The organism is Nonomuraea endophytica (genome assembly GCF_014203235.1).
GTDB classification, from domain to species: domain Bacteria; phylum Actinomycetota; class Actinomycetes; order Streptosporangiales; family Streptosporangiaceae; genus Nonomuraea; species Nonomuraea endophytica.
This window is the reverse complement of the sequence record NZ_JACHIN010000002.1, coordinates 80,125-97,111: the sequence shown is the minus strand read 5'-3', so window position 1 is coordinate 97,111 and position 16,987 is coordinate 80,125. Positions and strand designations below refer to the sequence as shown.

General features: G+C 71.8%; 14 protein-coding genes. 13 read left to right on the top strand and 1 reads right to left on the bottom strand.

Annotated elements, in window-relative coordinates; all coding sequences use genetic code 11:
- Positions 1-9: 9 nt before the first annotated feature.
- Entirely contained in the window at positions 10-714 is a 705-nt protein-coding gene (locus HNR40_RS08490; protein WP_184959686.1) for a FadR/GntR family transcriptional regulator, read from the bottom strand.
- 69 nt (positions 715-783) lie between these two features.
- Here HNR40_RS08490 and HNR40_RS08485 point away from each other — a divergent pair, with 69 nt between their 5' ends.
- The 13 genes from HNR40_RS08485 to HNR40_RS08425 all read left to right on the top strand — a co-directional run bounded on the left by HNR40_RS08485 (position 784) and on the right by HNR40_RS08425 (position 16,922).
- Positions 784-1,512: a (Fe-S)-binding protein gene (locus HNR40_RS08485; RefSeq protein WP_184959685.1), complete on the top strand. Its 729-nt coding sequence runs from the start codon at positions 784-786 to the stop codon at positions 1,510-1,512.
- Entirely contained in the window at positions 1,509-2,966 is a 1,458-nt protein-coding gene (locus tag HNR40_RS08480) for a lactate utilization protein B (RefSeq protein ID WP_184959684.1), read from the top strand. Before HNR40_RS08485 ends, HNR40_RS08480 begins: the two co-directional genes overlap by 4 nt.
- An 8-nt stretch (positions 2,967-2,974) precedes the next feature.
- Complete coding sequence (locus tag HNR40_RS08475) at positions 2,975-3,535, top strand: LutC/YkgG family protein (RefSeq protein ID WP_246508776.1); 561 nt, start codon at positions 2,975-2,977, stop codon at positions 3,533-3,535.
- A gap of 17 nt (positions 3,536-3,552) precedes the next feature.
- On the top strand, positions 3,553-4,647 hold the full coding sequence (locus HNR40_RS08470) for a GNAT family N-acetyltransferase (protein WP_184959683.1): 1,095 nt from the start codon (positions 3,553-3,555) through the stop codon (positions 4,645-4,647).
- 4 nt (positions 4,648-4,651) lie between these two features.
- Entirely contained in the window at positions 4,652-5,821 is a 1,170-nt protein-coding gene (locus HNR40_RS08465; protein WP_312896242.1) for a bifunctional cobalt-precorrin-7 (C(5))-methyltransferase/cobalt-precorrin-6B (C(15))-methyltransferase, read from the top strand.
- Between the two features lie 58 nt (positions 5,822-5,879).
- Entirely contained in the window at positions 5,880-6,710 is an 831-nt protein-coding gene (locus tag HNR40_RS08460; protein WP_184959680.1) for a sirohydrochlorin chelatase, read from the top strand.
- 14 nt (positions 6,711-6,724) lie between these two features.
- Entirely contained in the window at positions 6,725-7,777 is a 1,053-nt protein-coding gene (cobT, locus tag HNR40_RS08455; protein WP_184959678.1) for a nicotinate-nucleotide--dimethylbenzimidazole phosphoribosyltransferase, read from the top strand.
- Positions 7,778-8,104: 327 nt separating this feature from the next.
- Positions 8,105-9,121: an agmatinase gene (gene speB / locus HNR40_RS08450; protein WP_246508775.1), complete on the top strand. Its 1,017-nt coding sequence runs from the start codon at positions 8,105-8,107 to the stop codon at positions 9,119-9,121.
- Positions 9,122-9,192: 71 nt separating this feature from the next.
- Positions 9,193-10,425, top strand: coding sequence for a uroporphyrinogen-III C-methyltransferase (gene cobA / locus HNR40_RS08445; protein ID WP_184959677.1), 1,233 nt, complete (start codon positions 9,193-9,195; stop codon positions 10,423-10,425).
- 5 nt (positions 10,426-10,430) lie between these two features.
- Positions 10,431-12,512, top strand: coding sequence for a GTPase (locus HNR40_RS08440; protein WP_221340226.1), 2,082 nt, complete (start codon positions 10,431-10,433; stop codon positions 12,510-12,512).
- Complete coding sequence (locus tag HNR40_RS08435; protein ID WP_184959675.1) at positions 12,509-14,113, top strand: GTP-binding protein; 1,605 nt, start codon at positions 12,509-12,511, stop codon at positions 14,111-14,113. Before HNR40_RS08440 ends, HNR40_RS08435 begins: the two co-directional genes overlap by 4 nt.
- 117 nt (positions 14,114-14,230) lie before the next feature.
- Complete coding sequence (locus HNR40_RS08430) at positions 14,231-15,301, top strand: single-stranded DNA-binding protein (RefSeq protein WP_184959673.1); 1,071 nt, start codon at positions 14,231-14,233, stop codon at positions 15,299-15,301.
- 499 nt (positions 15,302-15,800) lie between these two features.
- Positions 15,801-16,922, top strand: a complete 1,122-nt coding sequence (locus HNR40_RS08425) for a GGDEF domain-containing protein (RefSeq protein WP_246508774.1) — start codon at positions 15,801-15,803, stop codon at positions 16,920-16,922.
- Positions 16,923-16,987 lie beyond the last annotated feature (65 nt).

Genomic DNA, 16,987 nt, shown 5'->3' with positions numbered 1-16,987 from the left:
GGGAGGCGGTTAGGGGCGGGGGAAGAGGGTGGGGTAGGCGTCGGCCAGGTGGTCGGTGACCGCGCGCGCCGCCTCCTCGGGCGATCCGGCGTCGATCGCGGCGAGGATGCGCCGGTGGCCGTCCTGCAGCACGCGGGTGTCGCCCAGCTGCTCGACCGCCTCGATCGCGTACCGCCGCACCGACTCCCGCAGTGAGCGCATGATCGCGGCGATCAGCCGGTTCCCCGAGGCGTCGGCGATGGCGCAGTGGAAGGCCGTGTCGTGCTCCACGAACTCCTCCGCCGTCCGAGCCCGCTCCATCCCCTCCAGCGCGGCGACGAGGGCGGTGGTGCCGGCGCGGGCGGTGGCGGCGCCGGCGGCGGCCCAGCGTTCGATCATGAGCCGGGTGTCGATCACCTCGCGCAGCTCCAGGCTGGCCAGGCCGAGGTGGAGCCTGAGCAGGTCGGTCAGCGCGCTGTCGGGCCGGGAGGTGAGCACGGCGCCGGCGTCCGGACCCCGCCCGGCCTGGGAGGAGACCACGCCCAGCGTCTCCAGCACGCGCAGCGCCTCGCGCACCGACGAGCGTCCGACCTGGAGCTGCTCGGCCAGCTGGCGTTCGCCGGGCAGCCGGTCGCCGACGGTCAGCCCGTCCTCCACGATGCGGCGCTCGATCTGGGCCAGCACGTCCTCGAACGCGCGGGTCCGTTTCACGGGCCGCCATCCGGTGTCGGTCACGGGCACCCCTCTTGTCGCGTTCTATGGTCTGACCATACAGTGGTCAGACCATAGAGAGGAAGGAGTGCCGTGCGGGTCGCCCTGTTCATCACGTGCGTCAACGACACGCTCTTCCCCGGCACCGGCAAGGCGGTGGTGTCGCTGCTGCGCCGGCTGGGCTGCGATGTCGACTTCCCCGCCGCCCAGACCTGCTGCGGGCAGATGCACGTCAACACCGGTTATCGCGATGAGGGGGTACGGCTGGCGCGCCACTTCACCGAGGTCTTCGCCGGGTACGACGCGATCGTCGCGCCGTCGGGCTCCTGCGCGGCGATGGTGCGCGAGCAGTACCCCAAGCTGGTACAGCCCGGCAGCAGGGGAGCCGCGGCCGTGGCCGAAGTGGCCCCGAAGGTCTATGACCTGTCGGAGTTCCTCCTCGACGTCCTCAAAATCGACGACGTAGGCGCATATTTCCCGCACCGGGTGACATATCACCCGACGTGTCACTCGCTCCGCAGCCTCCACCTGGGCGAGCGCCCCACCCGCCTCCTGCGCAACGTCCGCGGCCTCGAACTCATCCCGCTGGGCGGCGCCGACGAGTGCTGCGGCTTCGGCGGCACGTTCGCGGTCAAGAACCCGGCCGTCTCCGCCGCCATGTGCGCCGACAAGGTACGCAACGTGCTCGACACCGGCGCCGAAGTGCTCTGCGCGGCCGACAACTCCTGCCTCATGCACATCGGCGGCACCATGAAGCGCCAGCGGACCGGGGTGCGGATCATGCACCTGGCCGAGATCCTGGCAGCGACGGAGGAACGATGAGCGGCACCTTCCTCGGCATGCCCGGCGGCTTTCCGGCCAACGCGGCGGTAGCCGTACAGGACAGTCAGCTTCGCTACAACCTGCGCAAGGCCACGCACACCATCCGCGGCAAGCGCGTGAAGGCGGTCGAGGAACTGCCGGACTGGATGGAGCTGCGCGCGGCCGGGAAAGCGATCAAGGACCACACCCTGCGCCACCTCGACCGCTACCTGCTGCAGATGGAGGAGGCGGTCACCCGCGCCGGGGGCACGGTCCACTGGGCGCGCGACGCCGCCGAGGCCAACCGCATCGTCACCGACCTGGTCAAGGCCACCGGCGAGCGCGAGGTGGTGAAGGTCAAGTCGATGGCCACCCAGGAGATCGGGCTCAACGAGCATCTGGCCGCCGAGGGCATCACCGCGTACGAGACCGACCTGGCCGAGCTGATCGTGCAGCTCGGCGAGGACTTCCCGTCGCACTTCCTGGTCCCGGCGATCCACCGCAACCGCTCGGAGATCCGCGAGATCTTCCTCGGCAAGATGGCCGAATGGGGCCGCCCCGCGCCGCCGGACCTGACCGACGACCCGCCCGCGCTCGCCGACGCCGCCCGGCTTCACCTGCGCGAACGCTTCCTGGCCAGCAAGGTCGCCGTCTCCGGCGGCAACTTCATGATCGCCGAGACCGGCACGCTGGTCGTGCTGGAGTCCGAGGGCAACGGCCGCATGTGCCTGACCCTGCCCGAGACGCTGATCAGCGTGGTCGGCATCGAGAAGCTGCTGCCCACCTGGCGCGACCTGGAGGTCTTCCTCCAGCTGCTGCCGCGCAGCTCCACCGCCGAGCGCATGAACCCCTACACCAGCACCTGGACCGGCTCCGCCGAAGGCCAGGACTTCCACCTGGTGCTCCTCGACAACGGCCGCACCGGCGTGCTCGCCGACGAGGTCGGTCGCCAGGCGCTGCGCTGCATCCGCTGCTCGGCCTGCCTCAACGTCTGCCCCGTCTACGAACGCACCGGTGGCCACGCCTACGGCTCGGTCTACCCGGGCCCGATCGGCGCCATCCTGACCCCGCTGCTACGCGGCTTCGACACCGAACTGGACGCCTCGCTGCCCTACGCCTCGTCGCTGTGCGGCGCCTGCTTCGACGCCTGCCCGGTCGCGATCGACATCCCGGAGGTGCTGGTCGACCTGCGCGCCAAGGTCCCGCACGGCCGGGTGGAACGCGCGGGCATGAAGGTCGCGGGCTGGGTGCTCAACAACGAGGTACGGCTGGCCAAGGCCCAGCGCCTCGCCACCCGCTTCCGCAAGCTGGTCCCCAAGCGCCTCCCCGGCCCCCTCTCGGCCTGGACCGACACCAGAGACCTGCCGGACATTCCCGAAGAGTCGTTCAGAGATTGGTGGGAGCGAACCCGACGCAGCGAGCGGAGTGGACGCCCGAGGAACGAGGGCGGCCGCGGAGTGAGTGAGGAGAGGTGAGCGACCGGATGGATACGGGCGCGATGGGCGCGCGTGAGGAGATTCTGGGGCGGATCAGGGCGGCCGTGAAGGGCGCTCCCGACGTGGAGATCCCGCGCGACTACCGCACCAGCGTCACCGTGGCCGACCCGGTCGGGCTGTTCGCCGAGCGGCTGGACGACTACCGGGCCATCGTGCACGTGGTGCCCGCCGCCGACGTGGACGCCAAGGTGGCCGAGCTGACCGAGGGCAAGCGGATGGTCGTGCCCGGCGAACGCGCGTGGACGCGGGACGAGCTGGCGGCGGCCGACGGCGTCGTCACCGGCTGCGCGATCGCCATCGCCGAGACCGGCACCATCGTGCTGGACACCCGCCAGGGCGAGCGGGCCCAGACGCTGCTGCCCGACTACCACCTGTGCCTGGTGCGCGCCGACCAGATCGTCGGCGGCGTCCCCGACGCGGTCGCGAGGCTCGACCCGGCCAGGCCGCTCACCTGGATCAGCGGACCGTCGGCCACCAGCGACATCGAGCTCAACCGGGTCGAGGGCGTGCACGGTCCGAGGACCCTGGAAGTGATCATCAGCACCTGACTGGGTAGCCTTCGCACGTGTTCGACGCACAGCTCACCGTCACGACAGAACGCCTGGTCCTGCGCCCGTTCGGGCCCCAGGACGCCGACCGGATCCGCGCGATCGTCGAGTCCGGGGCGATCTTCCTGCCGCCCGGCGCGCCCACGCACGTCGCCGGGATCACCCCGTGGCTCACCGCGGGCGCGCACGAGCTGCAGCGCTCAGGCACCGGCGCGCACCTGGCCATGACCGACGCGGAAGGGCTGGTCGTGGGCGCGATCAGCCTGTTCAAGACCTCGTGGACCGCGGGCACCACCGAGGTCGGCTACGGCGTCCACCCGCTCTACCGGGGCCGCGGATTCGCGCCGGAGGCGGTCACCGGGCTGGCCGACCACGTCTTCGCGCACACCGAGCTGCGGCGCATCGACCTGACCGCCAACCTCGACAACACCGCCTCGATCCGGGTCGCCGAGAAAGCGGGCTTCACCAGGGAGGGCGTGCTGCGGGCCGCGGTCCTGGAGGACGACGGGCCGCACGACCTGGCCATGTTCGGGCTGTTGCGCGGCGACAGCCGTATCGCCAAAGAGGTCTTCCCGCACCACGAGCTGTTCACGGCGCGGCTTCGGCTGCGGCGGCCGGACCGGCGGGACCTGCCCGGACTGGCCGCGACCGGCGCCGACGCGCGGACGCAGGCCTTCACCACGGTTCCGCGCGGCTACACCGAGGCGGACGCGCGCGGCTTCCTGCGCCACGTCGAGCAGGCGCGCGCCGACGGCGAGGGCGTCGCGTGGACGGTCGAGGAGCGCGACAGCGGACGGTACGTCGGCAGCGTCGACCTCAAGGACACCGACTGGCGGATGCGTACCACGGAAGTCGGCTACATGACCGCGCCGTGGGCGCGCGGGCAGGGCTACATCGGCGAGGCCGTGCTCGCCGTCGCGCGCTGGATCTTCGACGACCACGGCTTCCAGCGGCTCCAGTTGCGGGCCGCGGCGTCGAACACCAGCTCGCAGCGGGTGGCGGAGAAGGCCGGGTTCGTCCGCGAGGGCGTGGCCCGCAACGGCGGCCACGGCGAGGACCTCGTCGTGTATGGCCTCATCCCTTCCGACCTGGTGGGAAAGACGTCACTCTGAGGGGGTGACAATCACGGTGATCGGCTGGGACGGTTCCGGCCTTCCTGCCATGGCGGCCGACCGGCTGCGCGCGGCCGCACTCGTGGTGGGCCCCGACGACCTCATCGGCGAACTCGGGATCGACGCGCCGACCGCCTCGTCCGACGCGCTGCTCAGCGCCCTCGACGACCACCTCGAACAGGGCGAAGGACCCGCCGTCGTGCTCGCCCACGGCGACCCCGGGCTGTTCGGCGCCGTCGCCGCGCTGCGCGCCCGCGGCATCAAGCCCGAGGTGCTGCCCGCCAGCGCGGTGATCACCCGCGCGTTCGCCTGTGCCGGGCTCAACTGGGAGGACGCACTCGTCGTCGCCCCCGCCGGGGCCTACCAGCTCGCCCGGGTCGTCAACGCCTGCCGCGCCCACACCAAGGTCGCCGTGCTGTGCACCCCCGGCGTCGGCCCCGCCGAACTGGCCCGCGAACTGGCGCCCACCACCCCGCGTTCCCTCATCGTCTGCGAGGACCTCGGCGGACCCGGCCAGCGCGTCACCCACAGCCGCATGGGCGAGGCCACCACCCGGCCGTGGAAGGACCCCGACGTCGTGCTCGTCCTCGACCCGTCGCACCGGCCCAAGGAGCCGGGCTGGGTGGCCGGGGCACAGCCGGGGCCGGGGGAGTGGGCGCTGCCGTTCGGGACGGGGATCGCGCCCGAGGTACGCGCGTTCATCCTGGCCAAGCTCGGCCCCCGCCTCGGCGACCTGATCTGGGACGTCGGCGCCGGAGCCGGAGAGATCGCGGTCGAGTGCGCCAGGTTCGGCGCGGCCGTCGTCGCCGTCGAACGCGAGGAGGAGGCCTGCGCCCGCCTGCGCGCCAACGTCATCGAACACGGCGTCAAGGTCGCCCTCACCCGAGGCCAGGCCCCGCCCGCCCTCGAACCGCTGCCCGACCCCGACGCGATCTTCGTCGGCGGCGGCGGAACCGACGTGATCGCCGCCTGCGCCGCCCGCGGCCCCCGCACGCTCGTGTGCTCGCTCAAGACCGTCGAGCACGTGCCCGCCGTACTCGACCTGCTGCGCGAGCAGGGCTACCAGGCCGAAGGCACCCAGATCCAGGCCTCCAGGCTGACCGCCCACTCCGACGGCTCACACGGCCTGCAAGCCGCCGATCCCGTGTTCGTGGTGCACGCAAGGGTTCTCTGAACCGTCGCCGATCGGTTATCCTCGCGTGTCTTGTCTACGCACCGGAGAACCCCTACACATGAAGCCGCCGCTGCTGCTCGTCGGGCAGGGCTCGAACGATGACGGCGATTCTGCAGAGTTCGGCAGATTCGTCCATCGGCTCCGATGCCGCCTCGACGAGCAGGCCGCCGATGTATCCGGCGGCTACCTCGAACGCGCGACCCCCCGGTTGAGCGACTCCGTCGCCTCCCTGGTGGCACGCGGCCATCACCGTCTGGTGGCGCTGCCCCTCAGCCTCAGCCGGGTCAGCGACGACTTCCCCGCCGCCATGGCCCTGGAGCAGGAGAGGCACCCCACGCTCATGTACGACTACGGCCGCCCCCTCGGCCCCGACCCCCGCGTGCTGGCCGTCCTCGCCGAGCGGCTCAAGGACGCCGCCGCCGACATCGTCGAGCCCGTCTCCGAACGGCCCCGCCTGCGCGTCGTCGACTCCGCCGCCGTCCTGGACGAGATTCCCCGGATCGAGCCGGGCGAGACCGCGGTCGTGCTGGTCGGCGAGGGTTCCACGGACCCGGTCGCCAACGCGGAGGTGCACCGGGTCTCGCGGTTGTTCTGGGAGACGCACGCCTACGACTTCATGACCGTCGAGACCGCCTTCGTCTCCGTCACCCCGCCCGGTGTGCCCGGCGGCCTGGAGCGCTGCCGCCGGCTCGGCGCCAAGCGCGTCATCGTCGTCCCCTACCTGCTGTTCGCCGGGGTCATGCTGGAGAAGGTCTGGGCCCAGGCGCTCGCCTACGGCGCCGGACACCCCGACCTCGACATCCGCTGCGCCGAGGTGATCGGCGACTGCGAGACCCTCGCCGACGTCGTCATCGACCGCTACGAGGAAGCGCTCCAGCTCGTCCACTAGCTAGTCTGGCGGGCGTGCTGGAAGAGACGATCGCCGCGATCCGCCCCGCCGACGCCCGCGCGCTGGCCGAAGCCCGCTCCCACCAGGACCGCCTCACCAAGCCTCCCGGCGCGCTCGGCGTGCTGGAAGAGGTCGCGGTACGCCTGGCGGGCGCGGCCAGAACCTCCCCGCCCCCGATGCCAGAACCCGCCGCCCTGGCCATCTTCGCCGCCGACCACGGCGTGCACGCCCAGGGCGTGAGCCCGTGGCCGCAGGAGGTCACGCAGCAGATGGTGGCCAACTTCCTGGCCGGGGGAGCGGTGGCCAACGCCTTCGCCGCCCAGGTCGGCGCGTCCGTGACCGTCGTCGACGTGGGCGTGGCCGCCGACCTTCCGCCCGCGTCCGGCCTAATGATCAAGAAGGTGGGGTACGGCACCGCCGACCTCTCCCTCGGGCCGGCGATGACGGAGGCGCAGGCCGTACAGGCGCTCGAAGCGGGCATCTCCGTGGCCCGCACCCTCATCGCGGACGGGGCCCGCTGCCTCATCACCGGCGACATGGGCATCGCCAACACCACCGCCTCGGCCGCCCTCATCGCCGCCTTCACCGGCACGGACGCCGCCGCGGTCACCGGCCGGGGCACCGGCGTGGACGACTCGACCCATACCCTCAAGATCGCGGTGGTCCGCCGTGCACTCGACGCCAACGCCGCTGCCTCGACGCCCCTGTCCACCCTCGCCGCGCTCGGCGGCTTCGAGCACGCGGCCATCGCCGGGTTCATCCTCGGTGGGGCGGCGGCGCGGGTGCCGGTGATCCTCGACGGCGTCATCGCCGGGGCCGCCGCCCTGGCCGCCCACGCGCTGTCCCCCTCGGTCGCGGACCACTGCGTGGCGGGTCACCGCTCCGCCGAACCCGGTCACGCTGTGGCTCTCGCGCACCTGGGCCTGCGGCCGCTGGTCGACCTGGAGCTCCGGTTGGGCGAGGGGACGGGTGGGCTGCTGGCGCATCCGCTGGTGTGCGCGGCGGTCCGGGTCATGCACGACGTCGCCACCTTCGACGCCGCCGGCGTAACCGAGAAGCCCAGCTGACCCGCGCCCTCTGAGGCCTGTCCAGGTGCGGCTTCCCGTCTCCCGGAACCCGCTCACCGTGTCCGGGGGGCCGTGTCTCCTGGCTTAGGGCCGTGTCCCTGTGTCCCCGTGTCCCTGTGTCCCCCGTGTCCCTGTGTCCCCCGTGTCCCTGTGTCCCCGGAATTCCTGACCGGGGCTGCTCCGGGGACTGTGGCCGGGGAGTTGCTTGGCCGGGTGTCTGGGTGGCGCTTTCTGGGCCGGTTCGGGAGGTGTGGGCTGTTGCCTTTGCCGGGGTCGCTCAGTGGCGCGGGGTTCCGGGGGTGGTGGGTGGCGGGGTGTGATGATGGGATGGTGACTCGTTACGGTGCGATGTACGGACCCGACATCACCTTCCTGGGCGTCGAGCGGTGCGACGTGGCCGATCCGGCCACCTACGCCGGCGCGGACGTGGTCATCGTCGGCGCCCCCTTCGACGGCGGCACCTCGAACCGGCCGGGCGCCAGGTTCGGCCCGATGGCCCTGCGCCAGGCCTGCTACCTGCCGCACGACGGTTCCAGGCCCAGCCTTGCGCTCCGCGTGGACGCCCTCCAGGACCTGCGGGTGCTGGACGCCGGAGACGTGGAGATGTACTCGGGAGACGTCGAGAGCTCGCTGGCCGGCATCGAGGACGCCGTTCACCGGATCGCCGCCTCCGGTGCGATCCCGCTGATCCTCGGCGGTGACCACACCGTGGCGCTGCCCGATGCCAAGGGCACCGCGCGGGCGTTCGAGCCGGGCCGTACCTCGATGATCCATTTTGACGCGCACGCGGACACGGGTGACATCGAGTTCGGGCACCTGCACGGGCACGGCACGCCGATGCGCCGGCTGATCGAGTCCGGGGCGATCAGGGGGGACCGCTTCCTCCAGATCGGCCTGCGCGGCTACTGGCCGGGGCCCGAGACGCTCGACTGGATGGCCGGGCAGAACATGCGCTCCTACGAGATGACGGAGATCGTCACGCGTGGGCTGGAGGAGTGCCTGACGGAGGCGTTCACGATCGCGCTGGACGAGTGCGACCAGATCTTCCTCTCGGTCGACATCGACGTCTGCGACCCGGGCCACGCGCCCGGCACGGGCACGCCGGAGCCCGGCGGGCTGTCGGCCAGGCAGCTTCTCGACGCGGTCCGCCGCATCTGCTACGAACTGCCCGTGGCCGGCATGGAGGTGGTGGAGGTGGCGCCGCCGTACGATCACGCGGAGATCACCGCCTTCCTCGGCAACCGCGTTATCCTTGAGGCTCTGTCAGCGATGGCCAGACGCCGCAAGGACGATGGAGGCGGGCCGCGCTGGGATCCCCGGCAGCCTCTACTTGACGGCCGCTAGTTCCACATCGCCAATCTTCCGTTAGGTTTACCTCCTAACACACCAACCTTCGCGAACGGGAGATTCGCCCCATGGGCCCCTACCTCCTCGGCCTGCGGCTTTCCGGCCGCCGGGTCCTCGTCGTCGGTGGCGGCCGGGTCGCCCAGCGACGGGTTCCCGCGCTGCTGGAGGCCGGTGCGGCGGTCACGGTGGTCTCGACCTCCGTCACTCCGGCGCTCGACGACCTGATCGCCGCCGGCCGGATCACCTGGCACGCCAGGCCGTACGAAGTGGGCGACTGCGACGGCGCGTGGCTCGTGCAGGCCTGCACGAGCGACCACGCGGTCAACGCGGCCGTGGCCGCCGAGGCCGAGGCCAAGCGGATCTGGTGCGTGCGCGCCGACGACAAGGACGCCTCCGCCGCCTGGACGCCCGCCTCGGGCAAGGTCGACGAGATCAGCGTCGCGATCACGGCGGGCGGCGATCCGCGCCGGGCCGCCGGAATCCGCGACGCCGTGGTCGACGCGCTGCGCGACGGCACCGTCGACGCCCGCCGTAACCGGGCGAAACCCATCGGTGTCGCCTTGGTCGGTGGCGGGCCGGGCGATCCGGGCCTGATCACCGTGCGCGGGCGGCAGTTGCTCGCCCAGGCCGACGTGGTCGTCGCCGACCGGCTCGCGCCCCGGGCGCTGCTCGACGAACTCGCCCCCGACGTCGAGCTGATCGACGCCGCCAAGGTGCCTTACGGGCGTTCGCTGCCCCAGGAGGCCATCAACGAGGTGCTGATCGAGCGGGCCAGACAGGGCAAGTTCGTGGTCCGGCTGAAGGGCGGCGACCCGTTCGTGTTCGGGCGCGGCGGCGAGGAGATGCTGGCCTGCGCCCACGCGGGCATCCCGGTGCTGGTCGTGCCGGGCATCACCAGCCCGGTCGCGGTCCCGGCCGCCGCGGGGGTCCCGGTCACGCACCGGGGGGTCAGCCAGGAGTTCCACGTGATCTCGGTGCACGTCGCGCCCGACGATCCACGCTCCACGGTCGACTGGCCCGGAATGGCACGCTCCGAGGGCACGCTCGTGCTGATGATGGCCGTGGAACGGCTGGCGAAGGTGGCCGAGGCCTTGCAGCGAGACGGACGTTCGCCGGAAACTCCCGTAATGGTGGTACAGGACGGTACTCTTCCCACGCAACGGGCGGTCACCGCCACGCTTGCCACCGTGGCCGACCGCGTCTCAGCGGCCGGGATACGGCCCCCGGCGATCGTCGTCGTCGGTGACGTCGTAAAGGTCGGCCAGGAGGTCGAGATGGTTCGATCGGAGCGGGTTCCGTGAACACCATGGGTGACGGGCACCAGGAGTCCGCGGGGGAGCGGACGCTGTTCATGCCTCCCATCAGACAGCCCGCAGAGGTACGGCCGGCCGCCCCCGACCCGGCCGCCGAACACGACGCCGATCCACCGGAGGCTGAGGCGACCCAGGATCCGGGCGGCGAGGACGTCGACGCCGAGGACGTGGCAGACGAGGACATTGCGGATGAGGACGCCGGTGACGTCGCCGAGCATGACGACGAGGCCGGAGACGATGACGGGCCTGACGGGCCCGGTGTGGCCGAGGACGCCGCCGAGGCGCCAGAGGTAGACGAGGCGCCCGAGGTAGAAGACCACGCGGACACCGAGGACCAAGCTGACGGCGAGGCCACGGAGGTGGCCGAGGACGCGGCGGAAGCCGTACCGGAAAAGGGGCAGGACGCGCCCGCGCAGGCGGTGCGGGAGGAAGCGCTGCCCAAGGAGGCGGCTCAGCGGCTCGGCGTCGCGCTCGACGCGTTGCGGCTGAGCGTGGCCGACCTGCGGTTCGGGCTTGACCTGCCCGGTGCCGAGGAGGCGCGGCAGGCGCGGGACGACCTGCTGGCGCAGTTGCGCGACTACGTGCTGCCCAGGGTGCGCACCAGCACGGCTCCGGCGCTGATCGTGGTGGCCGGGTCGACCGGTGCGGGCAAGTCCACGCTGGTCAACAGCCTGGCGGAGAAGAACATCAGCCGCACCGGCGTGCGCCGGCCCACCACCGGGACACCGGTGCTGGCCTGCCATCCCGACGACCTGCCGTGGTTCAGCTCGGGCGAGTTGCTCGGCGGGCTGACGAGGATCGAGAAGCCGACCCCGGAGACCGGGCTCGACAGCCTCGTCGTGGTGTCCACCGAGAAGCTGCCCCAGGGCGTGGCGCTGCTCGACACCCCCGACATCGACTCCGTCGTCGAGGAGCACCACGACGTCGCCCACCGCATGCTCGACGCCGCGGACCTGTGGATCTTCGTCACCACCGCCGCCCGCTACGCCGACGCGCCCGCGTGGAAGCTGCTGCGGCTGGCCAAGGAGCGCGGCGCCCGGCTCGGCATCGTGCTCTCGCGGGTCCAGCCGAGGGCGCGCGACGTGGTGCTGAAGCACTTCGTCCGCATGCTCACCGAGTACGGCCTGGGCGACGCCGACCGGTTTGTGGTCAACGAGGCCACGGTCACCGACGGCAGGCTGCCAGACAGCGAGGTCACCGACCTGCGGCTCTGGCTCGCCGAACTCTCCGTCGACGAGGAGCGCCGGGCCCTTGCCGTACGCGAGACGCTGGACGGCGTGCTCGACAGCTTCCGCACCCGGGTGCCGGAGCTGGCCAGGCAGCTGGAGGAGCAGGTCGCCTTCCGCAACGAGCTGCGTACCGACGTCGAGGCCGCCTACCTGGGCGCGCTGTCCGACATCGAGCGGGCCACCAAGAACGGTTCGCTGGTCAACGGCGAGGTGCTGGCCCGCTGGCAGGACTTCACCGGCTCCGGCGAGCTCACCCGCGCCCTCCAGGTACGCAGGCGCGGCAAGGCGGCCAAGCAGACGCCCGAGCGCATCCAGGCCTTCCGCACCGCGATCCGCACCGGCCTGGAGTCGCTGATCGCGGCGGCGGCCAACCGGGCCTCCGAGGAGGTCGTGGCCCGCTGGCGGCACCGCGCCGAGCTGGGCGGGCTGCTCGGAGCCGGGCTCGAACGCCCCTCCGACGAGCTCGCGCGCCGCGCCAACCGGGCCATCGCGGCCTGGCAGGAGCACGTCACCGAGCTGGTCAGGACCGAAGGCGTGGCCAAGCGGTCGATCTCCAAGATCGTGTCGTTCGACGCCGACTCGCTGGCGTTGATCTTCATGGTGGCGATGTTCAGCGGCGGCAGCGTCGAGGGCGTGCCGCACAAGCTGGTCAACGCCCTGCTCGGCGCCGAGTCGCTGCGCGGCATCGGCGCGAAGGCGCTCAGCGACCTGCGAGCCAGGATCGGTGTGCTGTTCGACGAGGAATCCATGCGTTACGTGCAGGCGCTCGACGCGGCCGGGATACCGGACGAGTCGGCCGCGACGAGGCTCTACCAGGCGACATACAACCTCGAGGTCGCTCGATGACGGCTGTCACCACCACCGGAAGGCCGGGGCTCGGCCCACGGCTCAACTCCCTTTCCAAGATCGTGGAGCTCGGCCCGGGTCGGCTCGACGAGAAGCTGCTCACCGAATCGGGCGCCCTGCTGCTGCGCGCCGGCGACCGGCTCAAGCTCTCGTCGGAGCACACCGTGGTCGCGCTGGCCGGAGGCACGGGCAGCGGCAAGTCGACGCTGTTCAACGCGGTCTCCGGGCTCGAACTGTCGCCGACGGGCGTCAGGCGGCCGACGACGGCGCGTACCCACGCCTGCGTGTGGGGGCTCGACGGCGCGGCGCCGCTCCTCGACTGGCTGCAGGTGCAGTGGCGGCACCGCTTCGCCCGCGCCAGCGCGCTCGACAAGGGCGAGAGCCGCCTGCACGGGCTGATCCTGCTCGACCTGCCCGACCACGACTCGATCAGGGCGCTCACCGACAACGAGGCCGACCGGCTGATCGGGCTGGCCGACCTGGTGGTGTGGGTGCTGGACCCGCAGAAGTACGCCGACGCCTCCACCCACCGCCGCTACGTCACCGACCTGGCCGGGCACGAGGCCGTCACCGTCTTCGCGCTCAACCAGTCCGACCGGCTCTCCCACGAAGAACTGGCCGAGCTGGTCATCGACCTCAACGACCTGCTCAAGCGCGAGGGCGTGGCGCAGCCGACCGTCGTGCCCACCTCGGCCGTTTCCGGGCGCGGCATCGACAGCCTGAAGAGCGTGATCGCCGACGCGGTCTCCCGTCGGCGGGCCGCCATCCAGCGCCTCGACGCCGACCTTGACCGGTTGACCAGACGGCTGGCCGAAACCTCCCCCGTGGGCGAGGCGCCGGCCAACGTCGACGCGGCGCGCCGGGTCGGGCTGACGGACGCGCTCTGCGACGCCGTGGGCGTGCCCGCGCTGGGCGAGGCCATGGAGAACATCTACGCCGAGCGGTCCGGGCGGTGGGTCGGCTGGCCGTACCCGCGATGGATCGCGAAGTTCCGGCCGGATCCGCTGAAGAGCCTCAAGCTGGACGAGATGCAGGTCGTCACCGGGCGGATCACCGCGCAGCCCGCCGAGGTGGTCAACGCCGTGCAGGCGCTGGCCGACGGGCTCACGGGCGGGATGACCGACGTGTGGCGGACCGGGCTGCACCACGCGGCTCGCTCGCGCGCCGGGCAGCTTCCGCAGGCGCTCACCGAGGAGCTGGCCGAAGTCGCGCCGGAGCTCGACCGGGTGCCGGGGTGGTGGCGGGCGCTCAAGGCGTGGCAGTACACGCTGGTGGCGGCGTTCTTCCTCGGGCTGGTGTGGCTGGGGGTCGGGCTGACGGCCGGTGACTCGTTGCCGTCGGCGCTCGCGGTGCTCGGCGATACGGCCGCGCTGCCCTGGGTCGGGGTGATGATGGCCTCCGTGCTTGGATTGGGCGCTTTGTCGGCGGTCGCCTCGCGGAACTTCGTCGTTCTGGGCGCCTCGCGCGAGCGTGAGCGGCTGGAGCGGGAGATGCGCCGTCGGGTGGGCGTGGTGGCGGAGAGCATGGTCGTGGAGCCGGTTGAGCGGGAGCTGACCAGGCACAACGAGTTCGCCGCCGCCATGAGGGGCCTCACCGGCTGAGTTCTCCACAGGGGCCGGTTGTCCCCAGAACGGCGTTCGGCGGGTTCTCCCGGGTGCCGTTCGCGAGAACGTGGCCTCCGTCCGCGGGCAGCCCGCCCGCCGCATGGGAGGCAACCGATGAACGACATCTACATCACGCTCACCGGCAACGTCGCATCCGAGCCGCGCCAATACACCTTCGAGGACGGGGTCCGGGTGACCTCGCTGCGGGTGCTGACCAGCCACCGCTATTTCGACAAGAAGACCGGCCAGTGGGCCGACGGGGAGAAGGTCTGCTTCGCCGTACGGTGCTGGCGCGCGCTGGCCGACAACGTCGCCCAGTCGATCCGGGTCGGGCACCCGGTCGTGGTGTCGGGGAAGCTGCGGATCAGGGAGTTCGGGGCCGAGGACGACCGGCGGTTCATGGCCGAGGTGGAGGCCTCTTCTGTGGGTCACGACCTGCGGTGGGGCACCGGCGTGTTCAGCAAGCCGGAGCGCGGGGCCTCGATCGTGAGCAGGGAGCGGCGCGAACGGCTCGACGAGGACACCCAGGACTGGGCCATGGGCGGCGGCCGTCCCCGCTCCGGTGGTGCCGAGCTCGACCCGGCGTTCGGCACGCTGGAGTCCCGTGAGCGTGTCCTGACCGGCGGCGACCCCTTCCGTGCCGCTCTTCCGGCCGCGGCTGGGGAGGTTCGGGTGCTGGGGTCGTCCGGGTGGGATTCGGGCGGTGCGTTCCAGCCTGCCGGTGGGGACCTCGGTCTCGCCGGTGGTCTCGTGCCGCCTGAGACAGGTGATGCCGGAGCGGCTCAGGAGGTCGGACCGGGCCCTGGGCCGTTCGTGAAGGGCGAAGCCGGGGCTGCTGGGGAGCCTGTTAAGGGCGAGGCCGGAGTCGCTCGGGAGCTCATGCAGGCCGAGGCAGTAAACCCGCGGGAGCTCGTGAAGGGCGAGGCTGGGAGCGCCCGGGAGGCTGTGAAGGGCGGGGCGGTTCCGGAGCCCGGAAAGGGTGGGGTTGGGGCTGTTCCGGAATCTGGGAAGGCCGGGGCTGTTCGGGAGCCGGGGAAGGGCGGGGCGGAGACCGCTCGTGGACGGCGGCGGGGGCGGCGTGAGGAGCCGGAGGGCGCGCTCGACGACGGGGATGCGCTGGTGAGGGTGCTCGGCGCGGCAGGCGACGGCTCAGGCGATCCCGTCGAGGAGCGGGCGGCCGCCTGAGGTCAGGCGGGCGGGCGGAGGAGGAGGGGGCACCGGCCGTGACGTGTCGGTGTCCCCGAGCCTGGAGAGCTCGGATCACCTCGCGGATCAGCCGATGGTGTTGCCCGTGTCAGATGTTGAGAGCATCTGTCAGGTCCAGGTCACGCCCCGCACCATGGCTGCTCCTTTCCCGCACGGCCCGCTCGCGGAGTGAGCGGCATCCCATTCGGTGGCCGCATGACGCATGAGGCCACCGAGCCAAAGGTAGCGGTTCCCATCGCGCAACGCACACTCCGCAACTATTGTGTTACACATCGTTAGTCTGAGAGGAGACGGGATGGCGGCGACCAGTCACACCTCGGTCAAGTCTCGCGACGGTGTGTCAACACTGGCCGGCCGCTGGCCGCTGCTGGGGCAGCGCCGCGCCCTCGTGGTCTATCTCATAGGGATCGTAATCCTGGATGTCGCGGCCATTGCGGTCTTTGCGACATCTGCCGAATTTAGCTGGTCAGATCTGCTGATGTTCGGCGCGTTGATGGCCTGTGGGGCGGTCTGCATCGAAGCGACCAGGCGGCTGGGCATGCCGGCCGGCGTCTCACGCGACCTGCTGTCGGCGTGGTGGTTGCCGGTGGCGCTGCTGCTGCCGCCGGTCTACGCCCTGTTCTCGCCGATCCTGTTGCAGGTGTTGCTCCAGTTGCGGGTGCGCGCCACGGTCCTGTACCGCCGCGTGTTCAGCTCGGCCGCCATCGGCCTGGCCGGGTGCACCGCCTCGGTGGTCTTCCACCGACTGGTCCCCGACCCGGCCGTCCTGTCCAGGGGCGGCGGCGCCCCGATCCTCTACGCGGTGGCCTGCGCCACGCTGTTCGCCCTGCTCAACACCGCGCTCATCGCCGTGGCCGCCCACACCGCCGACCCCGACACCCGCTGGCGCGACGTCCTGTGGGACCGGGAGAGCGTCCTGCTGGACGTGGTCGAGCTCTGCCTGGGCGTCACGGTGGCCATAGCCTGCGGCCTGAATTTGGCCCTGCTGGTCCTGGCCCTGCCGCCGGTCGTCCTGCTGCAGCGCAGCCTCCTGCACGCCCAGTTGCAGGCGGCGGCCCGCACCGACCCGAAGACCGGCCTCCTCAACGCGGCCGCCTGGCAGCGCGAAGCCGACACCGAGATCGTCCGCGCCCGCCGCACAGGCGAGACGCTGGCCCTGCTGATCATCGACATCGACCACTTCAAACGCGTCAACGACACCCACGGCCACCTGGTAGGCGACCAGGTCCTGGTAGGCGTGGCAGCCACCCTGCGCGGCCAGCTCCGCGACTACGACGTGGTGGGCCGCTTCGGCGGCGAGGAGTTCGTGGTCCTCCTCCCGAGAGCCGACATCTCCGAAGCCCGCCGGGTCGCCGAACGCCTGCGCCACCGCATCGGCCGCATGGCCATCCCGGCCGACGACGCCATGATCACCATCACGATCTCGGCTGGGGTGGCCATCATGAGCATCCACGGCGACGACCTGATCGAACTCCTCGCCGCCGCCGACCTCGCCTTGTACCGCGCGAAGGAACTGGGCCGCGACCGCATCTGCATCCCCGCCGTCCAACCCACCCCCCCACCCCAACCCCCACCCGACCCACCCCTCCCCGCACCCTGACCACCCCCACCCCACCCGTCCCTCGCTTCACCCTGACCACCACTCCCTTCACCCTGACCACCCCC